We start from the raw sequence: 25476 nt of genomic DNA on the forward strand, positions 1-25476 counted from the left end.
CCTCAGTGTAACGAGGGTGACTTTGGCCCCTGTTTCGCAGGGTTACCATGCTTCGAAACCGGCCGTCCTGCGGTGGCAGCGGCGCTGGTGACCCTCCACAAGAATGACCAGGAGACTGCCATGGCGCTGATGGGCCAGATGATGTCGATGCCCTTGCTGATTTCTTCGTTGATCCAGCATGCGGCGCGCCATGCCGGCGACACCGAGATCGTCAGCAAGCGGGTCGAAGGCGACCTGCACCGCTACACCTGGAAGGATGTGGAGCTGCGCTCGCGCAAGCTGGCCCAGGCCTTCGCCCGTCTTGGCTGCGCACCTGGCGACCGTATCGCCACGCTGGCCTGGAACGGCTACCGCCATCTCGAGATCTATTACGGCAGCTCGGGCTCGGCCCTGGTCTGCCACACGATCAATCCGCGCCTGTTCCCCGAGCAGATTGCCTGGATCGCGAATGACGCCGCGGACTCGGTGCTCTGCTTCGATCTGAACTTCCTGCCGCTGATCGAGAAGCTCGCGCCCCAGCTGCCGACGATCAGGCACTACATCCTGATGTGCGGCCGCTCGCACATGCCGGCCAGCACCACGATCCCGAACCTGCTCTGCTATGAGGAGCTGGTCGAGGCCGAGAAGGGCGACTACGTCTGGCCGCTGTTCGACGAGAACACCGCCTCCAGCATCTGCTACACCTCGGGCACGACCGGCAACCCCAAGGGCGCCGTCTACAGCCACCGCTCGACGCTGCTGCACGCGTTCGCGTCGGCCATGCCGGATGCGATGGACTGCTCGGCCAAGGACGTGATCCTGCCGGTGGTGCCGATGTTCCACGTCAATGCCTGGGGCCTGCCGTACAGCTCGGCCATCGTCGGTGCCAAGCTGGTGTTCCCGGGGCCGCACCTGGATGGCAAGTCGCTCTACGAGTTGTTCGAGAACGAGGGTGTCACCTTCAGTGCCGGCGTGCCCACGGTCTGGCTCGGCCTGCTGACCTACGTGAAGACCAACCAGCTGAAGTTCTCGACTTTCAAGCGCACCGTGATCGGCGGCTCGGCCTGCCCGCCTGCCATGCTGGCCACGTTGATGGACGACTACGGCGTCGAAGTCATCCACGCCTGGGGCATGACTGAGCTCTCGCCGCTGGGCACGCTCTCCAAGCTCACAAGCAAGCAGCTCTCGCTCCCGCCCGAGCAGCAGCGCAAGGTGCTGGAGAAGCAGGGCAAGGTGATCTACGGCATCGACATGGCCATCATCGATGACGACGGCGCGCCGCTCCCCTGGGACGGCGAGGCCTCAGGCAACCTCGTCGTGCGCGGCCACTGGGTGATCAACCAGTACTTCGGCGCCAAGGCTTCGCCGCTGGTCGATGTGAAGGGTCAGGGCGAGTGGTTCCCGACCGGCGACGTGGCCACCATCGACGCCGACGGCTTCATGCAGATCACCGACCGCAGCAAGGACGTGATCAAGTCCGGCGGCGAATGGATCAGCTCCATCGACCTCGAGAACATCGCCATGGCCCACCCCGCCGTGCATGAGGCGGCGGCGATTGCCTCGCGCCATCCCAAGTGGGATGAGCGGCCCTTGCTGGTCGTCGTCAAGAAGCCTGACGCACAGCTGACGCGCGAAGAGATGCTGGCCTTTTACGACGGTCGCATCGCCAAGTGGCAGATCCCAGACGACGTGGTCTTCGTGAGCGAGATCCCGCACACGGCCACCGGCAAGATCCAGAAGCTCAAGCTGCGCGAGCAGTTCAAGGAGCACCGCCTGCCTGGGACCTGAGTTCGCAGTTCGGGGAAGTCCCCAGGCCACGGTGGCGCCCAAGCCGCTACTGTGAGCCGCGCAAGTCTTACTAGCTTTTACACGCCTTGCAAACCAAAAGGAGACAACGATGTACAGCAGCAAGCGCACCCTGACGATGACCGCCGCGGCGGTGACCCTCAGCCTGATGGCCGGCACGGCCCTGGCGCAGAAGGGCGAAACGGTCAAGATCGCCTTCATCGATCCACTCTCCGGCCTGCTCGGCCCCGTCGGGCAGAACCAGGTCAAGACCCTTCAGTTTCTGCTGGAGAAGTACAACAAGAGCAACCCGGCCGGCGTCAAGTTCGAGCTGGTGACCTTTGACAACAAGCTGAGCCCGGCCGAGACGCTGACCGCATTCAAGGCCGCCACCGACCAGGGCATCCGCTATGTTACGCAGGGCGACAGCTCCGGCGTGGCCGCTGCGCTGCTGGATGCCGTGATCAAGCACAACGAGCGCAACCCGGGCAAGGAAGTCGTCTATCTGAACCACTCGGCGGTGGACCCCGACCTGACCAACAGCAAGTGCAATTACTGGCACTTCCGCTTCGACGCCGACACCTCGATGAAGATGGAAGCGATCACGACCTACATGAAAGACATGCCGGACGTGAAGAAGGTCTTCCTCTTGAACCAGAACTACGCGCACGGCCATCAGGTGGCCAAGTACGCGAAAGAGCTGCTGGCCCGCAAGCGCCCGGACGTGCAGATCGTCGGCGAGGACCTGCATCCCATCGCCCAGGTGCGCGACTTCGCGCCCTATGTGGCCAAGATCAAGGCCAGCGGCGCCGACACCGTGATCACCGGTAACTGGGGCTCGGACCTGGGCCTGTTGATCAAGGCCGCCAACGAGGCCGGCTACAACGGCAAGTTCTTCACCTACTACACCAGCACCACGGGTACGCCCACCGCCATCGGATCTGCCGGCGCCGGCCGCATCTACCAGGTGGCTTACAGCCACTACAACATGGGCGGCCAGACCCAGCAGTGGGGCGACGAGTACAAGGCCAAGTTCAAGGACGACCTGTACACCAACAGCCTGGTCCACATCCTGAACTACCTTGGCCAGGCCATGGCCAACGCCAAGTCGACCGACCCGGTCAAGGTGGCGGCAGCGCTGGAAGGTCTGACGCTGAAGAGCTTCAACGGCGAAGTGACGATGCGCAAGACCGACCACCAGCTGCAGCAGCCGCTCTACATGACGCGCTGGGAGAAGGCCAGCAAGCAGTACCCGTACAGCCCGGAAGACACCGGCTACACGCTGGCACCGCTGAAGACCTACGAGTCTTACGTCTCGAGCACGCCGACCTCTTGCCAAATGAAGAGGCCTTGAATCGGCTTTGAGCCGACCTTGAGGTGCGGGGCATTCGGGACGAATGCTCCGCACTTGATCCGCCCCTGCTACCGCGAGATCCCGTGGACCAAATCCTCATCAACCTGCTGAACGGCCTGTCCTCCGGACTGCTGCTGTTCATGCTGAGCTCCGGCCTCACGCTGATCTTCAGCATGATGGGCGTGCTCAATTTCGCCCATGCCAGCTTCTACATGCTCGGGGCCTACGCGGCCTATGCGCTGGTGGGCGTGCTGGGCTTCTGGCCTTCGTTGATCCTGTCGCCGCTGGTGGTGGGATTGCTGGGCGCGGGTTTCGAGCGCATGGCCCTGCGCCGGGTGCACAAGTTCGGTCATGTGCCCGAGCTCCTGATCACCTTCGGCGTCAGCTACGTGATCCTGGAACTGGTGCAGCTGATCTTCGGCCGCACAGCCGTGCCGTTCACGCCACCGCCCTCGCTGCAGGGCTCGGCCTTTACCTTCGTGCAGCAGGCGGGCGCGGGCTTCTCCATCGTCTGGGGCGCGGCGCCGGCCGATGTCTGCGCTCAGGCTTCCTGTTCCAACTTCCCGCTGACCCGGCTCTTCATGATGGGCGTGGCCCTCCTGATGCTGGTCTCGCTGTGGCTGCTGTTGACGCGCACCCGCATTGGCCTCGTCATCCAGGCGGCGCTGACGCACCCGGAGATGGCCGAGGCCCTGGGCCACAACGTGCCGCGCGTCTTGATGATGGTGTTCGGCGGCGGCTGCGCGCTGGCCGGCCTCGCGGGCGTGATCGGCGGCTTCACCTTCGTCACCGAGCCTTCGATGGCCCTGGTGGTCGGGCCCATCATCTTCGTGGTCATCGTGGTGGGCGGCATTGGCTCGCTGGCTGGGGCCTTCGTCGGCTCGCTGGTGATCGGCCTGCTGCAGACGCTGCCGCTGACCATCGACGCTTCGCTCGGCTCGGCCCTCGCGGCCATCGGCCTGAAGTTTGGCCCCGACAGCCTCCTGTACCCCATCCTGCGCCAGCGCGTGGCTGACCTCACGCCTACCTTGCCCTATCTGCTGATGGTGCTGATCCTGATATTCCGGCCCAAGGGCCTGCTCGGAACCCGTGAGGACTGACCATGAATAAAGTCCTCGCGGCCAACGCCAACTTCCACTTCAAGCCCTACAACGTCGGCCGCTGGATCGTTTGGGGCTTCTTCGCCCTGATCCTCGCGGTGGCGCCGCTCGTCTGGACCAGCGGCCTTGCGCAGACCATGCTGACCCAGATCGGCATCGGCATCATTGCCTGCCTGGCCTACAACATGCTCCTGGGGCAGGGCGGCATGCTCAGCTTCGGCCATGCGATCTACAGCGGCTTTGGCGCCTTCCTGGCGATCCATACGCTGAACGTGATCACCAAGGGCAGCCTGCCGATTCCGGTCAGCCTGGTGCCGCTGGTGGGCGGCGTCTCTGGCCTGCTGCTGGCCAGCCTGCTCGGCTATGTGTCGACCAAGAAGGCCGGTACGCCCTTCGCGATGATCACCCTCGGCCTCGGCGAGCTGATCGGTTCGATGTTCCTGATGCTGCCGGAGTTCTTCGGCGGCGAGGGCGGCGTCTCCAGCAACCGTGTGATCGGCGCGCCGGTGATGGGCATCACGTTCGGTCCGCAGATCCAGGTGTATTACCTGGTGGCGGTCTACTGCTTCATCTGCACCGGCCTCATGTTCGCGCTGACTCGCACGCCGCTCGGCCGCATGCTGAATGCGGTGCGCGACAACCCCGAGCGTGTCGAGTTCGTCGGCTACGACACGCAGTGGGTGCGCTACATGATCTTCATGATCTCGGGCTTCTTCGCCGGCGTGGCGGGCGGCCTGGGCGCGATCAACACCGAGATCGTCACGGCCGAGGTGGTGGGCGCGGCACGCTCCGGCGCCTACCTGCTGTTCACCTTCCTCGGTGGTGCCACCTTCTTCTTCGGGCCCATCATCGGCGCCGTGCTGATGGTCGTGGCCCTGGTGTTCCTGTCCGAGCTGACCAAGGCCTGGCTGCTCTACCTCGGCCTCGTCTTCCTCTTCATGGTGATGTATGCGCCGGGTGGCGTGGCCAGCCTCGTGATGATGAACCTGCGCGTGGCGGCTTTCGGCAAGCTCAGCAAGCTGTGGACTTCGTACCTGGCCCTCGCTGGCACGGCCCTGACCATGCTGGTCGGTGGCGGCGCGATGGTCGAGATGCTCTACCACCGGCAGCTCAACGAGGCCATGGGGCCGGAACTGAAGTTCATGGGCGCGATGCTGGACAGCTCGCGCGTCGATGCCTGGTTCGGTTCAGCCTTCGTGCTCGTGATCGGCGCCCTGTTGTTCGAGCTGGCCCGACGTCAGTACAAGCGCGAATGGGACGAGACCCAGGAAGAGATCGAGAAAGAGATCAAGCGGAGGGAGTCGCTATGAGCGGCGGTAGTGAATTCGCGCTCGAGCTGCTCGATGTTCGCAAGAGCTTCGGCAAGACCGAGATCATCCGGGGCGCCCAGTTGCAGGTGAAGCCCGGCGAGCGGGTGGCCATCATCGGCCCCAACGGTGCCGGCAAGAGCACGCTGTTTAACCTGATCAGCGGCCGCTTTGGCCTCTCGAGTGGCCAGATCAAGCTGCACGGTGCGCGCATCGACGGCATGAAACCCTACGAGATCAACCGCCGCGGCCTGTCGCGCAGCTTCCAGGTGTCCAACCTGTTCACGCGGCTCTCGGTGTTCGAGAACATCCGCTGCGCCGTGCTCTGGAGCATGGGCTACCGCTACGCCTTCTGGAAATTCCTCGCCGACCTGGACGATGCGAACGATCGCGCGGAGCAGGTGCTCGAGATGATCAAGCTCGACAAGCGCCGCGACGTGCTCGCGATGAACCTGACCTACGCCGAGGCGCGGGCGCTGGAGATCGGCATCACCATCGCTGGCGGTAGCAGCGTGATCCTCTTGGACGAGCCCACGGCGGGCATGAGCAAGAGCGAGACCAAGCGCTTCATCCAGTTGATTCGAGAAGTCACCGAGGGCAAGACCCTCCTGACGGTGGAGCACGACATGGGCGTGGTGTTCGGCCTCGCGGACAAGATCGCGGTGCTGGTCTATGGCGAGGTGATCGCCTTCGACACGCCCGATGCGGTGCGGGCCAATGCCCGCGTGCAGGAGGCCTACCTCGGCTCCGTGCTGGCGGAGGCACATTGATGGCCGATTCGAACCGCATCCTCAAGCTGGACAACGTCCACGCCTTCTACGGCAAGAGCCATGTGCTGCATGGCGTCAGCATGGAGATCCGCCCCGGCGAGATCGTGGCCCTGCTCGGGCGCAATGGCTCGGGCCGCTCCACCACGGTCAAGACCGTGATGGGCCAGGTCGATGGTCATGGCTCGATCAAGTTCGGCGAGCGCGAGCTGCTCGGCGAGAAGGGCTACCGCGTGGCTCATGCCGGCATCGGCTACGTGCCCGAGAACCGCGACATCTTTCCGAAGCTCACCGTGCACCAGAACCTGATGCTCGGGCAGAAGAGCGGCGCGAAGAACCCGCGCTGGGGCTTTGACGACATGTACCAGATGTTCCCGCGCCTGAAGGAGCGTCAGCACACTGAGGCCGGCGTGCTCTCGGGCGGCGAGCAGCAGATGCTGACGCTGTGCCGCACGCTGATGGGCGACCCGGACCTCATCATGATCGACGAGCCCACCGAGGGCCTGGCGCCCAAGATCGTCGAGCTGGTGGCCGAGTACCTGAAGGAGCTTAAGCGCCGCGGCATTGCCGTGCTGCTGGTCGAGCAGAAGCTGGCCATCGCGCTCGAGATCTCCGAGCGCTGCTACGTGATGGGCCATGGCCGCATCGTCTTCGAGGGCACGCCGGGCGATCTGCGCGCAAATGCCTACATCCGCAAGGAGTGGCTGGAGGTGTGAGCCTGCGCACAAACGCCGCCAGGCGTTTGTGGTGGCGCTCGTCCATGTCCCTCATTGGTCGGACACCCGGCGCAGGAACAGGGGATGCGGCGCTGTTTGCCCCTGCCCAGGCCGGTCGCGCGGCGCTACATTTGGTCCAAACAACAGCAGGGCGAAGGGTTGTAGATGGACGCCAATCAGTGGTTGATCGCAGCGGCTGGGTTCTTGATCGGTTTGGTGTTGGCCGGTGGTGCCTCGTTCTGGTGGTTCAGTCGGCAGCTGAAGGCGGCCGCCGAGCGCGTCGACAAGGTCGAGAAAGCGCGCCAGTTCGCCGGCCAGCAGGTCACCCAGGCTCGCAAGCAGGTCGAGGCCCTGCAAAAGGAACTTGGCGATCTCAAGCATGCCGCCAAGACCGTGCTTCGCCCCGCCGTGCGCGCGGCCGAGGCCCCGCCAGCTGCGGTGCCGGAGGTGCTCGATCCCTTCCTGCCGCTGGCGCCTGTCGCACCGCCGCCGCCGGCCAGTGCCGATGGTTTCGCCGACACCCTGGTGCTCAAGCCCAAGAAGACCTGACCCTCAGGCCAGCCAGGCCTGCAATTGCATGGTTACCTCGGAGCGGCTCAGGAGCTCCAGATGCCCCATGCGGTAGCCGATCACCTGCCGGTCCGGCATGAATGCGAGCCCTTGCTGCCCTTCGTCTGCCTGGCCCAGCGCGCTGCGCAGCGGTACCAGGCCATCGCCCAGCAGGCGATCCGCCAGCGCGCCACGCCGCGCGGCCAGCGTTGCGGCATAGCTGAAGCAGGCCACCTGCTCGGGCAGCGGCAGTTCGAGCCCGATGCCATGCCGCAGGTCGGTGATGCCGGCGCTGCGCAAACGGCCCAAACGCGCCAGCGGTGCCGTGTAACGCGTGCTGCCGAGCAGCAGGTCCACGCCATGGCCGGCACGTTCCAGCGGCGCACCCAGGTGCGGCGTGCCGAGGAAGATGAGGCGGCCCAATCGCTTCGGCCATTGCAGGCCCTGCGCCTTGGCGCTTTGCAGGGCGCGCCGTATCACCAGGCCGCCCATGCTGTGGGCCAGCACGTCCAGGCGCGCGTCTGGCGCCGAAGCCAGGTGCTGCTCCAGCAGCAGGGCCAGCGCATGGCCGTTGTCGGCAATCGGCCGGCCGGTGTTGTAGCGCAGATAGAGCGGCGTGAGGCCGAGCGACTCGCCCAATGCACGTCCATGGTCGTGCCCCTCGTGCTGCCATTGCAGGTCGTTCATGCACAGGCCGTGGATCAGCAGCAGGTAGCGGCCATTGCCGGCGCCAGGCAGCGCGGCGAGTGGCTGCACGCCTTGGCGCAGGCTCATCGTCGTCGCGAGTGGGCTGTCGGCGGCCGCGAGCCGGTCGCCGATCACGCCATTGAGCGCGGCCAGCACCGCCTCTCGTTCGGGCGTGCCGGGCGGCTCGCCGTCCAGGCGCACGAACAGCGGCTCCAGCGCGGCCAGGCTGCGTTCCAGCCCTCGGCCCACGAGGCGGTTGGCGCCCTGCACGCCGCGATAGACGAGGCCGGTGAGCCCGCTGGTCTGGCCGGGCTCCGCACCCGGCCGGGCACCGAGGGTCTGCAACACCGCCTGGTGCACGCCCTCAACCATCCGTGTGACGCCCGCCGTGGCGGCGGTGGCCAGTTGGGCAGCGCCCCGCAGGTCGCTGGCGCGCAGGTGTCGCAGCACTGAAGGCTTGGTCTGCTGCTTGGTCTTGCTGCTCATGGCCGTGCTCCCGTGCCGGAACCTGCGCCGACCTTGGCCTGCAGTAGACCTCAGCCGAGGTTCAGCCGTCCACCGCCGGAGCCTGGCGGATGAAATCCGCGATGGCCTGGGCCAGTTCGGGGCCCTTGTCCTCCTGCAGAAAATGCCCCGCGCCGCGCGTGATGGCATGCGGCTGCCCCTGGGCACCGGGCACCAGGCGCTGGAACAGCTTCTCGCCGCCCCGCGTGATCGGGTCGCGGCTGCTGAAGAGGGTCAGGAAGGGCTTGTCCCAGCGCTTCAGCACCTCCCAGGCCTGTTCGTTGGCGCCGCGCTCGGGGTCGTCCGGCGTGGTGGGCACGAAGGTCGGAAACAGGCGTGCCGCGAGGCGGTAGCGCCGGCCAGGGAAGGGCGCGTCATAGGCCGCGATCTCGGCCGGGCTGAGCTTGGCCACGCAGCCGCTGTCGACGATGCGCCCGATCGGGAACCAGGGGCTCCAGCGTGCGAACGCGCGCCAGAGGCGGAAGGCGCGCGGCACCGGCACCGTGCCGGTGGGCAGGCCGCCATTGGCCAGCACGGCGCGGGCGAAGCGGTCCGGGTGGGCCGTGAGCATGCGCAGGCCGATCAGCGATCCCCAGTCCTGGCAGAACAGGGTCAGTCCGCGCAGGTCCATCGCCACCAGCCAGTCGCACATCCAGCGCACATGCTGGGCATAGGAATAGACACCGCGTTCGGTCGGCTTGTCGGAGCGGCCGAAGCCGATCAGGTCCGGCACGATCACGCGATGGCCGGCCGCCACCAGGCCCGGGATCATCTTGCGGTACAGGTAGGACCAGGTCGGCTCGCCATGCATCAGCAAGACCGGCGCGCCGTCGCGCGGGCCTTCGTCGATGTAGGCATAGCGCAGGCCCTCGATCTCGAGGTAGTGAGGCTCGTAGGGAAAGTCGGGCAGCTGGGCAAAGCGAGCCTCGGGGGTGCGCAGCACCTGCAACGGACGCGTCATGGGGATCTCTTTCTCGCTGTTCTTCTGTTCGCTGTTTCAGAAGCGGCGCTGGTGCCGGACTTCCTGGCTGCCGGCCGGCAGGCTGATCAAGTCGCCGTCGATGCCCACACGCAGCGGGCCGGTGTAGATCTCGCCGGCGCGGCCAAGGAAGGCGGCCTCCATGCCCGGCAAGGGCAGGGGCGGCGCGATGTGGTTGAGCAGCAGGAAGCGCACCTGGGCATCGCGCGCCACTTCGGCGGCTTGCTCAGGCGAGGTGTGGTAGTCCACGATGTCGGCCATCAGCTTCTTCACGTTGGGCCGGCCGGCCTGGGCGGCCGCCTCGCCGATCAGGCCGACCATGGGCGCGGCCAGGGCCTCGTGCACCAGCAGGTCCACGCCGGTGGCTTCACGGGCGACCGCCGCCGACTTCTTGGTGTCGCCGCTGATCACCACGCTGCGGTCCTTGTAGCGGATGCGGTAGCCCACGGCCGGATGCACCGGCGCATGGTCCACGGCGAACGCGGCAATCTCCAGATCGCCTTCCTTCAGCAGCACCAGCCGTTCACCCTCTGGCACGTTGAAGGCTCGGGCCTCGCCGCCAAAGCCGCCGGGCGGCAGCGTGGCCTCGCCGTGGTGGGCGATGCGGTAGCCGCTGTCGGCGCGGTAGACCTGGCGCAGGCCGTCCACCACGTCCTGCACGCCCTCGGGGCCGTAGACTGGCGCCGGCTTGGCATTGCCGGTCGAGACCCAGCGCTGCAGCAGCAACTCGCCCAGGCCGTCGAGGTGGTCCGAATGGAAATGCGTGAGGAAGACGGCCTCGATGCGGCCGTGGGCCAGGCCGAAGCGCCCGAGGTTGCGCACGGTGGCGTTGCCGGCATCGAAGACGAAGGCATGTTGCCCGGCGATGACCAGGGTGCAGGGGCCGCCGCGCTTGTCGTCGGAGAAGGGTGAGCCGGCGCCGCACAGGCCCACATGCAGGCCGTCGGGCAGCTCGCGCAGCGGGTCGGCGGCCAGGTGGGCCGTGGCCACGCGGCTGGCGATGGCCAGGCTCAGCGGCGCCCGGTAGACATAGGCCAGGGCCAGGCCCAGTGCCGCCAGCAGGCCCATGCCCAGGGCAAGTTGCTTCAGCTTCATCGGAGGCTCCCGTTTCAAGGCGGATCAAACGCCGAAGATGCGCGCCAGTTGCACGCCCATTCCCTGCCACCAGGGCGAGACGTAGCGCAGGCGCGGGCGACCGGCTTCCGCCGCGCGGACGATCTTGGCCACGATGCCATCGGTGCTGCGCGCCTCGAGCAGGCGGAACACGCGCGTCTCCTCGGACCGCAGTCGCTCGACCTGGCCGGCGAAGTAGGAGCTCTGCTGCATCCAGGCGTACTTGCGCTCGGTCATGCGCTGGTTGAAGCCGGTGTGGATCGCGCCGGGCTCGATCAGCGCCACCTGCACGCCGCAGCGGAGCCGGTCCAGTTCGGCTCGCAAGCCGGCGGCGCCGGCCGACAGCGCAAACTTGCTCATCGAGTAAGGCATCAGAAAGGGCATGGGCACGCGGCCAGCGATGGAGCTGACGAACAGCACCGTGCCCGAGCGTCGGGCGATCATGCCGGCCAGCGCGACCTGGCTGAGGGCCAGTGTCGAGAACAGATTGACCTCGAAGGTCTGGCGTATGCGCTCCACGTCGACCTCCGCGAGCGAGCCGGATTCGCCCACGCCAGCGTTGTTGATCAGCACGTCCAGCGGCTCGTCGCGCAAGCTCTCGCGGTCGGCCGGGTCGGTGATGTCGAGCTTGCGCACCTGCAGGCGCTGGCCCCTGCGCTCGCTCTCGACGCGCATGGCCTCGGCCTGTGCCTCGTCGGCGGTGGTGGCGATCACGCGGTGGCCGCGTGCCGCGAGCGCGAACGCCGCGTCGCGGCCGATGCCGCTGCCCGCGCCGGTGATCAGGATGGTCTTTGCTTTCATTGCACATGCACCCGGGTGAGGCGGTCCATCGAGGACCAGTAGAAATCGCGGCCGAAGCCGCTGCTCGGGAACACCACGCCCTGCATGTGGCCGGCGGTGCGCACCCGGCCGAGCTCGGCGCCCGTCTCGATGGCGAGCACCACGACCGACTCGCGCAGGCCCCGGTGGTCGTTGACCACCAGCTCGCCGGTATCCGGGTACAGGATCATGTGGCTGGCCGCGCCGAAGGGTTGGTGCTGCCACAGCGGGGCCAGGTCGGCCAGGCCCTCGCCGTAGCGCCAGGCGCGCAGCACCGCATTGGCCGAGTCGTAGGCGACGACGATGCGCCGGCGCGGGTCCAGCAGCGGCGGGTTGGTGATGGCGCCGCGTGGCAGGCCGCTCACCTCCAGGGCCTGCAGCGCGCCGTCGCGCAGCGACACGCGGATCAGGCGGTTGGCGCCGGCGCTGCGCGCGGCACCGGTCATGCGCACCAGGTAGCGGTGGCGGCCGTTGTCCATCAGCCAGGCCTGATCGCCGTGGATCACCAGGTCCCAGCCATGGCTGTTGGGGCTGTCAGCCAGGTAATCGGGCTGCCAGCCCGTGTCCAGTCGCAGTTGTTGGGACGCTTCATCCCAGTGGTAGCGGTAGAGATGGCGCAGGCACACCACGTAGACGGTGTTGCCCACGGCACTGAGCCTGGCAACCGAGGGCTCGGGCAGGTCCACGTCGGGCGCGGCGCTGGCCAGTTGCTCGTCCAGCACGCTCAGGCGCGCCGGCGTGCGCTCGGACAGGTTCTTGGTGACGATCAGGCCGTTGTCCAGGATCACGAAGGAGTTGTAGGGCTCGGCCACCGGCAGCTGGCAACTGGCCATCAGCTGGCAGTCGCGGTCCAGCCGGTGCGCATGGCGGCCGTAGACCACGTAGAGCGAGCCGTTGCGGTGCACGGCCAGACCGCCCGGCCACATGGGCCCGCCGCGCAGGCGGGGCGAGCGGCGCAGCGTGCGCAGGCTCAGCGGGTCGATGCGCTCCACGCAGGCCGTGGTCGGCAGGCCGAGGTGGGCGCGCAGCGCCGAATGCGTCAGCAAGAAGACCTCGCCCGGCGCGCCCAGCACGGTCATGGTGCTGAGCTGGGTGCGGCGGCTGGTCTGCGCGAGGCGCTCGCCGGGCTGCAGCGCGAGGCCCGGTGTGCCATGCGGCGATTGCAGGCGTGCCGGCCCGCCATCCTCGCCGGGCCAGGGGCTGTCGAAGTAGCCGGCAGCGCTCATCGGGCGCGGCGCCGGCGCCAGATCCAGTAGCCCAGGCCGGCACCCATCAGCAGCAGCACGGTGATCACCGGCGCGCGGTAGCGCGGGATGTAGACCAGGTGGATGGCATTGGTCATCACCTGCTGGCGCGGTTCGTAGCCGGGCGGCATGGGCAGCACGCCGTTGGCCTTGGCATAGGCCTCGTAGTCGGCCAGCATCTGGCGAAAGACTTCGGGCAGGCGCGCCTTCAGGTCGTTGGTTTCACCGGGGTCGCGCCGGATGTCGTAGAGATGCCATTGCCCGTCGCCCACCGGCGGGATGTTGCGTATCAGCTTGAGGTCGCCCTTGAACAAGGCCTCGTTGCCGGACAGCTCGTAGCCCACCGGCTCGTCGACCGGATGCACGCGGTCGGCTTCGCCACGCAGGGCGGGCAGCAGGCTGCGGCCGTAGATGGGCTCGACCGGCTGGCCCCGATACAGCGTGCCCGGATGCTGCGTGCCGGCCAGCTCCAGCAGCGTGGGCACGATGTCGTTGATGTGGGTGAAGCTGCCCTGGATCTTGTCGGCCGGCATGCCCGGCACGCCGGCCACGATCAGCGGCACGCGGATGCCGCCTTCGCCGCTGTAGAACTTGTAGGTGGCCAACGGTGAGGCGGCTGCGCTGCCCCAGCTCGGGCCGATCACCGTGTAGGCGCCCTTGGCACCGAGGCTGTCGATGTCGCGCTTGTACTGCCAGTCCAGCCACAGCCGGCCGAGCGGAATCTCGTAGGGGTCGGAGGCTTCTGACCCGTTGTCGGACATGAACAGGAAGACCGTGTTGTCGTACTGGCCGGTCTGCTTCAGGTAGTCGATGAGCCGGCCCACATGGTGATCCATGGCCTCGGCCATCGCGGCATAGACCTCCATGCGGCGGGCGTCATAGGCCTGCTGCTGTGGTGTGCTCTTGGCCCAGTCGGCCGTGGTGCTCATGCGCACCATGGCGGTATCGGGTGGCACCAGGCCGAGCGCGGCGGCGCGGTCGCGCCGGGCCTGGCGCACCGCATCCCAGCCGGCGTCGTAGCGGCCCTTGTACTTGTCGACGAAGGCCTTGGGCGCCTGCAGCGGGATGTGGTTGGCCTGGAAGGCCACGTAGGCGAAGAAGGGCTGCTGCTGGCGCTTGTCGCTGCGGATGTAGTCGATCGCACGATCGACGAAATACTCCGACGAGTAATAGTCGCTCGGCATCTTGGCCGGCTTGCCGTCCTCGTACCAGTAGACCTGGTCGTTCAGGTCCAGGTAGCGCTTGCCGGTTTCCCAGTTGTCGGAGCCGCTGTCGCCCTGGATCAGCGAGCGGTCGAAGCCGCGCTGGTCGGGCAGGTTGTAGGGCTCCTTGCCCACATGCCATTTGCCGGCCACATAGGTGCGGTAGCCGCTGTCGCGCAGCAGCGAGGCCACGGTCACCACCTCGCGCTTGAGCACGCTCAGGTAGCCGGGCTGGCCGAGGTGTTCCAGCGGGATCGCCTCGCGCATGTTGCCGACGCCGTTGCGGTGGTTGTCCACGCCGGTCAGCAGCATCGAGCGCGTGGGCGAACAGGAGGCGCTCACATGGAAGTTGGAGAAGCGCATGCCGCGCCTGGCCAGCGCATCGAGGTTGGGCGTGGCGATCTCGCCGCCGAAGGCGCCCACGTCGCTGAAGCCCCAGTCGTCAGCCAGGAACACCACGATATTGGGCCGACGAGGTGCGTCGGGCGCGGGCGCAGCCAGGGTGGCGCCGGCCAGGGCGAGCACCAGCGAGAGCGTCAGCGAGGGCGTCAGTCGGGTTAGCAGGTTCGGCATCAGGAGTTTGCTTTCGACAACAGGGTCTCGGTCACGGCCCAGAGGCGGTCCTGACCCCAGACGGCGCAGGCCCCCACGCGGAACGAGGGCACGCCCCACAGGCCCAGTCCGAACAGGGCTTTGCGGTTGGCCTCGGCGGTCTGGCGCCATTGCTCGTCCTGCAGGGCGAGCTTCGCCTGCGCCCAATCGAGGCCGGCGCGCTCCGCGATACGGCGCAGGCCCCGCTCGCTGCCGGCGTCCAGCCCCTCGGCCCAGACGCCCTGCATGAAGCTGCTCACATAGGACTGACCCAGGCCCAGGCTTTCGGCGAGCGGGATCAGGGCGAGGCCACGCTCGGTCGGGCGACCCACCGGGTCGTTGATGCGGCCGAAGGGCGTGCCGCGCAGGCGTGCCTCGCGGGCGGCATCGGCAGCAATGTAGCGGCGCTTCTCGCGCGGCACCGGCAGGCCGCGCATGACCATGGGCAGCACGAAACGCAGTCGCACCGGCGCGCCCGTGAGCCGGCCCAGTTCGAACACGCGGGGCGCCACGATGGCCGAGTAGGGGCTGCGCAGCGAGAAGAAGAAGTCGATGGGCGCGGGCGAGTCGAGCAGGCAGGGGGGGGCGAGGTCCGGCGCGGGCGGATGCAGGCAGCCCGACACCCCCGGCGCCTGCGCACCGAGCGCCTGCAGGCGCTGTTCCAGGTGGTGCAGGCGGTCCAGCCCCCAGTACCACTCGCCGCCGTAGAAGAAGGTGGCGCCGAGGTAGTGCCCCAGCTGCTGCCGGGCATGGCCGCCTTCGGCCAGGGCCTGGGCCACGTCTATCGGCCCGGCCTCCTCGCCGGCGAGGCTGAGGCCGCGCCACAAGGCTTCGCTGCGCTCGCCGGCGCGCGTCATGAAGTCGCCGTGCGCGAGGTCGGCCGCCAGCTGGCCCAGCACGCGCGCCAGGATGGCGGCGTTGGGCTGGGCGCCGGGGTCCTTGAAGTGCAATCCCACGTGGGCCGCGAGCAGGGCCGCATCGCGCCGGCTGTAGGCCACCAGGCGCTCGCGCTCGGGGGCGGCACTCGCCGCCGGTGGTGGCACCAGGTGCGGCACCCAGTCGACCCGGTAGCGCGCCATGAGGGCCGGCAGTTGCTGGGCCGCCAGCGCGCTGTAGGGGTCGTCGACCTGGTGGAAGTAGTGCACCTGGTGGGGCGCACCGCGCGCCTGGCGCCGCCGCTCGAAGGCGGCCCGGCGGGCGGCCAGCCGCTCCGGCGAGAGCAGGCGCTGGCTGATGGCGGGCATCAGCAGACGCTGGAGGAGCGACGCCATGCCCGAGCGCCTCACCAGGCCTTGATGAAGCGGAGCTGGGTGGTGCGCGTCACCAGGGCGTTGCGGCTGCCGAAGTTCTGGCTGTAGTGCAGGTTGAAGCCGGCGTCCTTGCCCGGCAGCTTGTAGGACAGGAAGGGGCCCCAGCCGAAGTTGCGATAGCGGTTGCCATCGGTCAGCGCGGCGGCGCCGGTGCCGCCGTCGTCGCTGAACTGCTGGATGCCCAGCACATTGGCACCGAGGGCCCAATCGCCCATCACCTTGATCGCGCCGAACTCCATGTAGACGTAGTTGCCGCTGAGGTACTGCGTGTCCTTGTTCTTGCTGTTCAGGCCGACCGAGACCCGGCCTGCGAGCGTCACGCCCGAGGTCCAGGATTCACCCGGCTTGTCCGGGTTGAACGAGTAGCTGACGGCCACGCCGGGGCGCAGGGTGTAGAAGTTGCCGAAGCCCGGGTTGGGGCCACGCGAGGCGTCGTAGGTTCCCGTCGGCAGGAACAGCGAGGCGCCTGCCGCGATCTTCAGGTGGTCCTTGTGGTGCACCCAGACGGCCGAGAGCTCCGCGTCGCCGAAGCCGGTGACCTTGGTGGACTGGGCCGCCGATTGCGCCGCCACGCCGGCTTGCACCTGAGCGTTGACCGCATCGGCCACCTGGCCGATGGCGCCACGCAGCGCGGCCGGCAGGGCGGCCGAGGGCGTGGGGGTCACCGTGCCCAGCGGCTGGGCGGCGATAAAGGTCCGCTCCTGGTTGATCAGGGGCAGGTTGACGGCAAAGGCGATGTGGCCGCCGCCGTAGGTGCTCTCGGTCAGGTAGCCGCCGAGCAGGTTGACCTGGTTCTGGCGTTGGCTGAAATCGATGGTGCCTGTGGGCACCGACAGCGAGTAGACACCGTCGCCGACCGCGCCTTTGGTCGGGCCGCTGAGCGGCAGCGGCACGGTGCGCGCCGGCACGCCGATGCGATTGCCCTGGCCATCGACCACCTTGTAGATGTCGGCCACGCTCAGCGCGACGGTGCCGAAGAAGCCGGGGTTGTCGGCCGGGGCAGCCATCTCGCCGCCGAACACGCCCACGGGCGACTGCCGCAGCTTGTAGCCCTCGCTGGCCAGCGCTTGGGTGGCGAGGCCGGTGGCAGAGAGCGCCAGCGCCGTGGTGGCGAGGCCGCGCAGCGGCGAGAGCGGGAGTTGAAGTGTGCGTCGGGTCATGGCCATGTCTCCTGGGTTTGTCTGGCTGGAAGATGGCTGTTCAACAGCTCTGATTCTCCATACACTTGTGTCTTGACGAGACGAATGTAGCGGATCAACCCCGCCGCGTCTTCACAGGGAAAACGCGGGCACCGGGGCCTGCTGCGACACAATGCCTGCCGCCATGGACACCAGCACACCACCGAAGAAGACGCCCAACGAGGCGCCCAAGAAGACGCCCAACAAGGCGCCCAACAAGGCGCCAGGCAAGAGCCCCAGCCCGAGCAAGACCGAGTCGGCACGCCTGGGGCGCGAGGACTGGCTCAATGCCGCTTACGAGGCCGTCGTGGAGGGCGGCTTCGATCAGGTGCGCGTGCTGCTGATCGCCGACAAGCTCGGCGTCACGCGCGGCAGCTTCTACTGGCACTTCACCGACCATGCCGACCTGGTCACCTCGTTGTGCAAGCAGTGGTGCGAGCGCGAAATCGCCGATGACCGGCGCCTGCAGGCGCATGCCAGCGATGACCCGGTCGCCGACCTGGTGCATGTGCTGGACGAAGCGCTGTCACGCGGCGGTGTGGACCTCAAGAACATGCGCTTCGAGCTCGCGCTGCGCGGCCTCGGTCGGCGGGACCCCGCCGTGGCCAAGCTGCTCGTGGCGGTGGACGAGGCGCGCATGGCCGTGTTCATCGAGAAGTTCCAGCGTCTCACGGGCGACGAGAAGACGGCCACCGAGCTCTCGGTGCTGTTCTACCTGGCCGTCACCGGCGGCGTGCAGGCCCTGGCCCGGCCCTCCAGCAATGCCAGCATCGCCGCCTTCATCCGCAACCTGATTGCCGACTACCTGATCCGCAAGCAGGCGCCGGTCGCCTGAGCCCGCCGGGGTTTGCTGACTCAGGGCTGCCGCTCGAGCCCGGGCATGGACCAGGCGCCGCCGAGGGCGGCCGGTTCGGGCCAGTAGAGTCGGGCGGTCAACTGGAACGGCTGGCCGCGCAGCACCGGCAGCCAGTTGCTGCGCCGTGCTTCCTCGGGGGCCTCGGCCTGCAACCACAGGTCGAGCGAGCCGTCGGCGTTGTAGTGCAGCGGGTCGCGGTCGCCGATGGCGTAGCGGCCACTTGCCACCGGCAGGAAGAAGTCGTCCATGCCGTAGGCCGTGATCGACCAGAAGGCCCGCACCGGCGGCAATTGCCCGACCGCGAAGTGAAGGCGGTAGCGGTGGTCGCCGTGCAGTGGCTGGCCCTGTGCGTCGAGGCGCGTGCTGGGGTAGATCGAATCGGCCGGCAGGTTGGCGCCCAGCCCCACCATGGCGACGGCGGCGCGCGTGGCGTAGTCGCTGCCGTAGTCGCCGAGATGGGCGGGCGGCGTCTGCCAGCCTTGTCGCGCGCCGGCCGTGTCTCGCAGCGCCTGGCCGATGCGCCAGTCGGCCACCCAGCGGCCGAGCGCGACCGACTGGCGTTCCAGCCATCCCCATTGCGGCGGCTTGCCGGGTCCCAGGCCCAGGCGCGCCAGCTGGTCCAGCATCGCCCGGTCTTGTGCATGCGGCGGGTTCGCCTGCATCAGCCGGGCGAGGTGGCCGAAGAAGGTCGAGACATCCATGGCCTGCATCTGGGCAATCGGCGCGGCCGGTGGTGTGGCGGCGGCTTGCCAGGCCGGCTCGGGCGCGGGACGGCCGGCCTGCCAGTCGGCCAGCGAGCGCAGGCTCAGGCCGTCCTGCAGCCGGTGGGCCGTCGGGTAGTCGGCCACGCCATTGGTCTGCGTGCGGCCGATCAGCCAGACCATCTGCGTGGGCGCGCGCAGCAGGGTCAGGCCCGGCGGTGTCGTGCCTTGCCAGCCCGGGCCCACGAGCAGGTAGCGGGCCGGCCCCGTGCCGGTGGTGCGCGTGCCCGGCGACGCGAACACATGGGTCCAGGCATCCATGAAGGGCATCAGCGCATAGCGCTCCGCATTCGCGGCCATCTCGAACACCCAGGGCCCCTGGTCGGCATTGATGAAGGCCGAGGTGTAGAGCGTGTCCACGTTCGGGCGCACCACGGCCTTGAAGTCGGCGGCGGGGAAGCGGCGCACCCGGCGCAGCGTGTTCTCGGGGCCGATGACTGCGGCCGAGCCCTGGCGCGAGAGCTCCATGATGACCAGCGGATAGCCGTACAGGTAGGCCTCGGCGCCGGCGCGGATGCGGCCGGCCTGCGAGATCAGCAGCGCGGCCAGCAAGGCGAGCAGGATCAGCAGGCCGCCCAGCAGGCGCAAGGTGGGCGAGAAGCGCCTCACGGATGAAAGGACGTGCGTCACGGCGGGGCTGTGCGCAGCACGGTGCGAAAGCCCAGGTGGCTGGTGGCCAGGTCTTCTTCCTGCGGCTGGCGGGCGCCGGCCCGGTAGCGCATGCAGTAGTCGGGCGCACAGAGGAAGGAGCCGCCCTTGATCACGCGCACGGCCGTCTGGCCGCGCTGCAGTGCGGCCGGCAACTGGTCCGGTGGTGGGCTGCTGGCCTCGAAATGGCCCGGGCGGTAGAGGTCGACCGTCAGCTCCCAGACATTGCCGATCAGGTCGAAGAGGCCCAGCGCATTGGGCGCGTAGCAGCCGACCGGGGCCAGGCCGAGGAACCCATCGGCGCCGGAGTTCTTGACCGGGAACGGACCTTGCCAGGTGTTGGCCTGTTCGGGCTGGGCATGCTCCTGCTGCGGCGGCGGGCGGCTCGGGCTCGCGGCCCGCGCCGCCCATTCCCATTCGGCCTCGGTGGGCAGGCTGCGGCCTTTCCAGCGCGCATAGGCTTCAGCATCCGCAAGCGTGATGGCCACCACGGGGAAGGCCTCGCGCCCCTCGATGGAGGTGGACGGCCCGCCAGGATGGCGCCAGTTGGCGCCGGGGATGAAGCGCCACCACTGGCGCACATCGGTCGTGCCGTCGACCTTGTCGGGCGCGACGAAGACCACGGCCCCGGGCTGGCGCAGCTCGGGCGGCAGCTCGGGGTGGGCAGCGGCATCGACGGTCCGCTCCGCCGTCGTCATATGGCCGGTGGCCTGCACGAAGGCGGCGAACTGCGCGTTCGTGACCTCGGTGCGGTCCATCCAGAAGCCGGCCACCTCCACCGGGCGCTGGGGCTGCTCCTCGCGGTAGATGTCGTCGCCTTGCACATAGCGCCCGGCCGGCACCCAGGCCATGTCTGGATGGGTGCTGCCCTTGGGCGGCGCGGGCAGCTCGCAGCGCAGGCGCTCGGTGACCGCAGGCGCGCGGCTCGCCTGGGCGGCCCACAGCGCAGCGCCGACGAGGCCGGCGAGCAGCAATACGAGAGCCGTGCGGGGCAGGGTGGGCAGGCGCATCGTCGCGGTATCAGTGGAGTCAGTTGAACCAGTAGGTGTACTCGTCGCCGGGCTGCTGCTTCTTGTCCAGCGTCTTGTCGACCATCACCGGCAGGGCGATGAAGGAGGGCCAGAGCGGCGCGGGCATGCCGGCATGGTGAGACTCGAGCAGCTTGCGCAGCGCATCGAGCTTGTCTGCGCGCGTGGCAATGAGGTTGCGGCGCTCGGTCGGGTCCTCGTTGAGGTTGAACAGCCACTCCTTGCGCGGCAGCTCGGAGACGATCAGCTTCCAGCCCTGTGACTGCACCGCGCGGTAGCGGCCATCGCGCCAGAACAGCGGCCGCTCCGGCTGCGTGGCTGGCGTGCCGTTGAGGAAGGGCAGCAGGTTCACGCCGTCGATCACGCGATCCGTCGGCAGCTTGGCGCCAGCTGCGGCCACGGCCGTGGGCAGCACGTCGATATTGCTGATCGGCGCCGGATAGTGCTGGCCCGGCGCGATGTGGCCCGGCCATTTGGCGGCATAGGGCACGCGCAGGCCGCCCTCGAAGAAGGTCAGCTTCCAGCCCCGGTAGGGCTGGTTCACCTCGGGCAGACCGATGTAGCCGGGTGCTCCGTTGTCGCTGGTGAAGATCACCAGGGTGTTGTCGTCGAGGCCCTGGTCCTTCAGCGCCTGCAGGACACGGCCCACGCTCCGGTCCAGCGAGCGCACCATGGCGGCATAGACGCGCTGGCGGTGGTCCTTGATCTGGGGCAGGGCGTCGTAGTCCTCCTTGCTGGCCTGCAGCGGCGTGTGCACACCCCAGTGGGCGAGGTAGAGCAGGAAGGGGCGGTTCTTGTTCTTCTCGATGACGCGCACCGCCTCGTCGGTGAAGTAGTCGGTCAGGTAGCGATCGGGCTCGAACCAGGTGCCGCCGTTGAAGCTCACGCCGAAGCGCATGTTGGGCCACAGGAAGCGGTCGATCGGGTCGAAGTCCTGCTTGGCGTTGACGGCGCGCGGGTCCTTCTCCGGCAGGTAAAGGCCGCTTTCCATGAACAGGGTTTCGTCGAAGCCCTGGTTGTTGGGCCGCATCTCGGGCGTGCTGCCCAGGTGCCATTTGCCGATGTGCACCGTGTGGTAGCCAGCGGGCTTCAGCAGCTTGGCCAGCGTCATCTCGGAGGGCGGCATGCCGAGGTCGTTGAAGTCCTTGGCGCTGGCGGCAGCCTGCCTGTCGATCTGCACCGGGTAGAGCCGGTCGGGGTCGGCATAGAGCTCGCCGGCCACGCGGGCCATGGCGCCCGGCGTGGGCGTGAACTCGACGCCGAAGCGCCAGGGGTAGCGGCCGGTCAGCAGCGCGGCGCGCGAGACCGTGCAGACGGCGCTGCCCGCATAGCCGCGGTCGAAGCGGGCGCCGTCGCGCGCGATGGAATCGATGGCCGGCGTCGGCACGCCCAGCGCAGCGAGGCCGCCTTCGCCCATGGTGACGTCGTTGATACCCAGGTCGTCCGCGAGGATGACGACGATGTTCGGTGGCCGCTTGCCCGCAGCCTGCGCGGGGCCGGCCTCCCAAGGTGCCGGGCGATGCGGTCCGCGCGGAAAGAACAGGTCGGTGTACCAGCCGAGCGAATACTGCAGGATCAGCAGCCGGTTGGCATAGGCCAGGCCGCCGAGCAGCACCAGCAAGGCCGCCGTGATCAGCAGGCCCTTGCGCCATCTCTTGCTCATGCGCTTGCGCTCCTCAGGACAGCCACAGGTACAGCGGCACGGCCGCCACGGCGAGCAGACCGCCAACCAGCAGTCGCACGGTCAGCAGGCTGATCATCGGCCGCACCGGGAACACCTGCGTGCTTTCGATGGCCGCCCATTTGTGCATGGTGATGTCCTGCTGCTCGATGGCCAGGGCGAAACGCAGGAAGTCGCGCCGGCTGCGGTAGCGCACCATGGCCACGTAGTCCCAGGGCGCCACGCCCGGCTCGGTGATGAACTGGCCGCTGCGGCGTGCCACGAACACCAGCAGGTTGCCGTAGCGCAGCAGGTGCGGCAGCAGGGCGCGGCCATAGCGCTGGTCGGCCGCCTTGGCGCTCTTGCCGTAGTGTTCGTAGCCGGGCGGGTAGAGCGCTTCGGCTCGGTGCCGCACGAGGTTCTGCATCACGAATTCGCGGCCGTCGTCGTTGGCCACCAGGCGGCGCACGTCGTCCAGCAGCGCTTCGGCCTGCGGCCCTTTGGCCCGCGCGCCGAGCCGCTGCAGATAGGACTCGATCTCCTCGGCGCTCAGCGGCCGGCCGCGTCCGCCGTACCACCACAGGAAGGCGGCGTACAGCGCGGCCAGCGCGAGGAGCAGGCCTTGCGCCGCGCTCATGTCGCCGGGCTCGCGGCGCCGACCACGCTGAACTGCGCGGCGTTGTCGAGCAGCCATTGCTGCGAGCGGCTGGCGTCGTGCTGGCTCGGATGGAAGTCCTCGCGGTTGTAGTCGCACCACTGCGAGTAGTTGCCCCGAAGCATGCCGTCCTTGCTGAACAGCAGCTGCCAGGCGCTGCGCCAGGTGCTCATCTTGAAGAGGGCGCGGTCTTGCCAGAGGTTGCGCACGGTCTGGCGGGTCACGTCGGACAGGAAGGTGATCGTGATGTAGCGGAACACGCGCAGCCGCCAGAGGTGGTTGCCACCGCAGGCCTGGTACATGTCGAAGGCCGTGCAGCGGTGCTCTGACTCCTCGGCGCTGTGCCAGAGCCACAGCGTCTGCAGGCGCGGCTCCGAACCTTCCAGCGCCTCGGGGTGGCGCAGCATCCAGTCGGCGAACAGGGCGGTGAAGTGCTCGGTGGCGGCGGTGGCTGCGAGGTGGATGCGTAGATCGCGGTGGGCGTTGGCCTTCAGCCGCCGCAGGCCGCGCCGCTCGATCTCGTTGCTCAGGCCCTGCGCGATCAGGTGTTCGTTGAACAGGCCGTGGATGCGCCGGTGCGTGGCCTCCTGGCCGATGAAGCCCTGTACCTCTGCAGCAAAGGGTGCGCGCTTCTCTTCAGGCAAGGATTTCAGACCGGTGCGCACGGAGTCGATGAAGTACTGCTCGCCCACCGGGAAGCTCATCGACAGCGCGCTGAAGAAGGCCGAGCGGAAGGCGTCGCCGCCATTCCAGCGCACGGCAAATGGGGTGCTGAGATCGATCAGCAATCGGCGGACGACAAGGTCGGACATGGCGTGCTCTCAGGAAATTTGGTTTCAGGCGCGCTCGCGCAGCTCGCGGCGCAGGATCTTGCCCACGTTGCTCTTGGGCAGGCTGTCGATGAAGTCGATCTGCTGCGGCCGCTTGTAGGCCGTGAGGTGCTCGCGGCAGTGCGCGCGCAGGGCGGCTTCGTCCAGCGTGGGCGTCTTCTTCACCACGAAGAGCCGGACGGCCTCGCCGGTCGTGTCGCTCGGCTTGCCAACGGCGGCCACCTCGAGGACGTCGGGATGCATCATCACGACTTCCTCGATCTCGTTCGGGTACACGTTGAAGCCGGAGACCAGGATCATGTCCTTCAGCCGGTCGACGATGCGCAGGAAGCCGCGCTCGTCCATCACGGCCACATCGCCGGTGCGCAGGAAGCCGTCGGCCGTCATCACGCGGGCGGTCTCATCCGGCCGGCGCCAGTAGCCCTGCATGACCTGCGGGCCGCGCACGCACAGCTCGCCGGCCTGGCCCGTTGGCAGCTCCTTGCCCTCATCGTCGCGTATCGACACCTCGGTCGAGGGCATGGGCAGGCCGATGCTGCCGCTGAAGGCGGTCTGGTCCAGCGGCGTGCAGGTCACCGTGGGCGAGCACTCGGTGAGGCCATAGCCCTCCAGCAGCGGCGCGCCTGTGAGCTGCTGCCAACGCTCGGCCACCGGCCGCTGCACGGCTGCACCGCCACCGAGGGCGAAGCGCAGGCCGCTGAAATCGAGCGCCGCGAAGCCGGGCTCGTTGATCAGGCCGTTGAACAGCGTGTTCACCGCCGGCATCGAGTTGAAGCGGTAGCGCGAGAGGATCTTGACGAAGGCCGCCAGGTTGCGCGGGTCCGCCACCAGCACGTTCGTGCCGCCGAGCCCGAAGAAGCCGAGGCAGGTGCCGAGCGCGAACACGTGGTACAGCGGAATGGCCGTGATGCTGACCAGCGGTTCGTCCAGTTCCAGGAAGGGATCGATCCAGGCGCGGCCTTGGGCGACGTTGGCCATCACATTGCCATGGCTCAGCATCGCGCCCTTGGCGCCGCCGGTCGTGCCGCCGGTGTACTGAAGAAAGGCGAGGTCCTGCGGCGCCACGGCGACACGCTGGAACTGCGCGGCCGCGCCCGCCCGCAGCATGGCACCGAAATCGACCTTGCCTTCGAGCTGGTAGGGCGGCACCACGCGCTTGACATGGCGGGCGAGGAAGTTGCCGAGCTGGCGCTTGATCGGCGGCATCAGGTCGGCCACGCCGGTCACGACCACATGGCGCACGCCGGTGTTGGCGATCACGCGGGCCAGCGTGTGGGCGAACAGGTCCACCACGATCATGGCCTCGGCGCCCGCATCCTTCAGCTGATGCTCAAGCTCGCGCGCCGTGTACATCGGGTTGACGTTGACCACCACATAGCCGGCCCGCAGCAGGCCGAACAGGCAGACCGGGTACTGCAGCAGGTTGGGCATCATCAGCGCCACGCGGCTGCCGCGCGGCAGCTTCAGCACCGACTGGAAGTAGGCCGCGACCTGGCGGCTCAGCGTGTCGAGCTGCGTGTAGCTCAGGCCCACGCCGGTGGCGCCGCTGACGAAGGCGGTCTTCGGCCCATGCCGGGCGACGCCGTCCTCGAACAGGTCGACCAGGGAGCCGAGGCCGGCCACGTCGATCTCGGCCGGGACCCCCGGCGGGTAGCTTGCCAACCAGATCTTTTGCATGTCGTTGTCGGGCAATGCGTTGTCTCAGTACAGTAGTGTATGGTCCGCAACGGACTCGGTGCAACCGCCCCGGCAGTGGTAGTTGCCCGCAGAGCCGGGCGAGCAGCGCCCCGGCCCTGTGTCGCAGCAGGGACAACGGGCGGTCGCGATCCCTGCCTAGAATCGAACGATCGTTCT

At 68.2% G+C, this 25476-nt stretch carries 22 protein-coding genes; 8 read left to right on the forward strand and 14 right to left on the reverse strand.

Going from position 1 to position 25476, the window contains the following annotated elements; translation table 11 throughout:
* The first annotated feature begins 120 nt into the window (after positions 1–120).
* The 7 genes from J7U46_RS12870 to J7U46_RS12900 all read left to right on the forward strand — a co-directional run bounded on the left by J7U46_RS12870 (position 121) and on the right by J7U46_RS12900 (position 7557).
* Entirely contained in the window at positions 121–1767 is a 1647-nt protein-coding gene (locus J7U46_RS12870) for a 3-(methylthio)propionyl-CoA ligase (protein WP_282826408.1), read from the forward strand.
* A gap of 109 nt (positions 1768–1876) precedes the next feature.
* The gene (locus J7U46_RS12875; protein WP_282826409.1) at positions 1877–3118 is read left to right on the forward strand and encodes a branched-chain amino acid ABC transporter substrate-binding protein; all 1242 of its coding nucleotides are present in this window, start codon (positions 1877–1879) and stop codon (positions 3116–3118) included.
* Between the two features lie 83 nt (positions 3119–3201).
* Positions 3202–4218 (forward strand): branched-chain amino acid ABC transporter permease, encoded by a 1017-nt coding sequence (locus J7U46_RS12880; protein ID WP_282826411.1) that lies wholly within the window; start codon positions 3202–3204, stop codon positions 4216–4218.
* Positions 4219–4220: 2 nt separating this feature from the next.
* On the forward strand, positions 4221–5528 hold the full coding sequence (locus J7U46_RS12885) for a branched-chain amino acid ABC transporter permease (RefSeq protein WP_282826414.1): 1308 nt from the start codon (positions 4221–4223) through the stop codon (positions 5526–5528).
* On the forward strand, positions 5525–6295 hold the full coding sequence (locus J7U46_RS12890; protein WP_282826415.1) for an ABC transporter ATP-binding protein: 771 nt from the start codon (positions 5525–5527) through the stop codon (positions 6293–6295). The genes J7U46_RS12885 and J7U46_RS12890 overlap by 4 nt, the downstream gene beginning before the upstream one ends.
* Positions 6296–6312: 17 nt before the next feature.
* Positions 6313–7008 (forward strand): ABC transporter ATP-binding protein, encoded by a 696-nt coding sequence (locus tag J7U46_RS12895; protein WP_282826913.1) that lies wholly within the window; start codon positions 6313–6315, stop codon positions 7006–7008.
* A gap of 165 nt (positions 7009–7173) precedes the next feature.
* Positions 7174–7557 carry a hypothetical protein gene (locus J7U46_RS12900; RefSeq protein ID WP_282826417.1) on the forward strand — a complete coding sequence of 128 codons (384 nt, stop codon included), beginning with the start codon at positions 7174–7176 and terminating at the stop codon, positions 7555–7557.
* A gap of 3 nt (positions 7558–7560) precedes the next feature.
* On the opposite strand, the gene J7U46_RS12905 is transcribed toward J7U46_RS12900, so the two are convergent.
* The 8 genes from J7U46_RS12905 to J7U46_RS12940 all read right to left on the reverse strand — a co-directional run bounded on the left by J7U46_RS12905 (position 7561) and on the right by J7U46_RS12940 (position 17166).
* Positions 7561–8730: an alpha/beta hydrolase gene (locus tag J7U46_RS12905; protein ID WP_282826418.1), complete on the reverse strand. Its 1170-nt coding sequence runs from the start codon at positions 8728–8730 to the stop codon at positions 7561–7563.
* Between the two features lie 61 nt (positions 8731–8791).
* Entirely contained in the window at positions 8792–9709 is a 918-nt protein-coding gene (locus J7U46_RS12910) for a haloalkane dehalogenase (RefSeq protein WP_282826420.1), read from the reverse strand.
* A 36-nt stretch (positions 9710–9745) separates the two neighbouring features.
* A complete protein-coding gene (locus J7U46_RS12915) occupies positions 9746–10822 on the reverse strand; it encodes an MBL fold metallo-hydrolase (protein ID WP_282826422.1) in 1077 nt (358 codons plus the stop codon).
* Positions 10823–10846: 24 nt separating this feature from the next.
* Positions 10847–11641 carry an SDR family NAD(P)-dependent oxidoreductase gene (locus tag J7U46_RS12920; RefSeq protein WP_282826424.1) on the reverse strand — a complete coding sequence of 265 codons (795 nt, stop codon included), beginning with the start codon at positions 11639–11641 and terminating at the stop codon, positions 10847–10849.
* Positions 11638–12885 (reverse strand): hypothetical protein, encoded by a 1248-nt coding sequence (locus J7U46_RS12925; RefSeq protein ID WP_282826425.1) that lies wholly within the window; start codon positions 12883–12885, stop codon positions 11638–11640. Before J7U46_RS12925 ends, J7U46_RS12920 begins: the two co-directional genes overlap by 4 nt.
* Positions 12882–14678, reverse strand: a complete 1797-nt coding sequence (locus J7U46_RS12930) for an arylsulfatase (protein WP_282826427.1) — start codon at positions 14676–14678, stop codon at positions 12882–12884. Before J7U46_RS12930 ends, J7U46_RS12925 begins: the two co-directional genes overlap by 4 nt.
* Positions 14678–15967, reverse strand: coding sequence for a DsbA family protein (locus tag J7U46_RS12935; RefSeq protein ID WP_282826430.1), 1290 nt, complete (start codon positions 15965–15967; stop codon positions 14678–14680). The genes J7U46_RS12930 and J7U46_RS12935 overlap by 1 nt, the downstream gene beginning before the upstream one ends.
* A gap of 11 nt (positions 15968–15978) precedes the next feature.
* Positions 15979–17166: a transporter gene (locus tag J7U46_RS12940; protein ID WP_282826431.1), complete on the reverse strand. Its 1188-nt coding sequence runs from the start codon at positions 17164–17166 to the stop codon at positions 15979–15981.
* Between the two features lie 163 nt (positions 17167–17329).
* Here J7U46_RS12940 and J7U46_RS12945 point away from each other — a divergent pair, with 163 nt between their 5' ends.
* Entirely contained in the window at positions 17330–18019 is a 690-nt protein-coding gene (locus tag J7U46_RS12945; RefSeq protein WP_282826433.1) for a TetR/AcrR family transcriptional regulator, read from the forward strand.
* 20 nt (positions 18020–18039) lie between these two features.
* Here J7U46_RS12945 and J7U46_RS12950 read toward each other — a convergent pair whose 3' ends face one another.
* Genes J7U46_RS12950 through J7U46_RS12975 form a run of 6 tightly spaced genes read right to left on the reverse strand, consistent with a single transcriptional unit; the run spans position 18040 to position 25299 of the window.
* Entirely contained in the window at positions 18040–19431 is a 1392-nt protein-coding gene (locus J7U46_RS12950) for a DUF1254 domain-containing protein (RefSeq protein ID WP_282826435.1), read from the reverse strand.
* The gene (locus tag J7U46_RS12955) at positions 19428–20459 is read right to left on the reverse strand and encodes an SUMF1/EgtB/PvdO family nonheme iron enzyme (RefSeq protein ID WP_282826437.1); all 1032 of its coding nucleotides are present in this window, start codon (positions 20457–20459) and stop codon (positions 19428–19430) included. Before J7U46_RS12955 ends, J7U46_RS12950 begins: the two co-directional genes overlap by 4 nt.
* 19 nt (positions 20460–20478) lie before the next feature.
* Positions 20479–22140: a sulfatase-like hydrolase/transferase gene (locus tag J7U46_RS12960; protein ID WP_282826439.1), complete on the reverse strand. Its 1662-nt coding sequence runs from the start codon at positions 22138–22140 to the stop codon at positions 20479–20481.
* 13 nt (positions 22141–22153) lie between these two features.
* On the reverse strand, positions 22154–22774 hold the full coding sequence (locus tag J7U46_RS12965) for a hypothetical protein (RefSeq protein ID WP_282826441.1): 621 nt from the start codon (positions 22772–22774) through the stop codon (positions 22154–22156).
* The gene (locus J7U46_RS12970; protein ID WP_282826442.1) at positions 22771–23604 is read right to left on the reverse strand and encodes a metal-dependent hydrolase; all 834 of its coding nucleotides are present in this window, start codon (positions 23602–23604) and stop codon (positions 22771–22773) included. Before J7U46_RS12970 ends, J7U46_RS12965 begins: the two co-directional genes overlap by 4 nt.
* Positions 23605–23628: 24 nt before the next feature.
* Positions 23629–25299, reverse strand: a complete 1671-nt coding sequence (locus tag J7U46_RS12975) for an AMP-binding protein (RefSeq protein ID WP_282826444.1) — start codon at positions 25297–25299, stop codon at positions 23629–23631.
* Positions 25300–25476: the final 177 nt, after the last annotated feature.

The organism is Pelomonas sp. V22 (assembly GCF_030014915.1).
Lineage (GTDB): Bacteria > Pseudomonadota > Gammaproteobacteria > Burkholderiales > Burkholderiaceae_C > JAUASW01.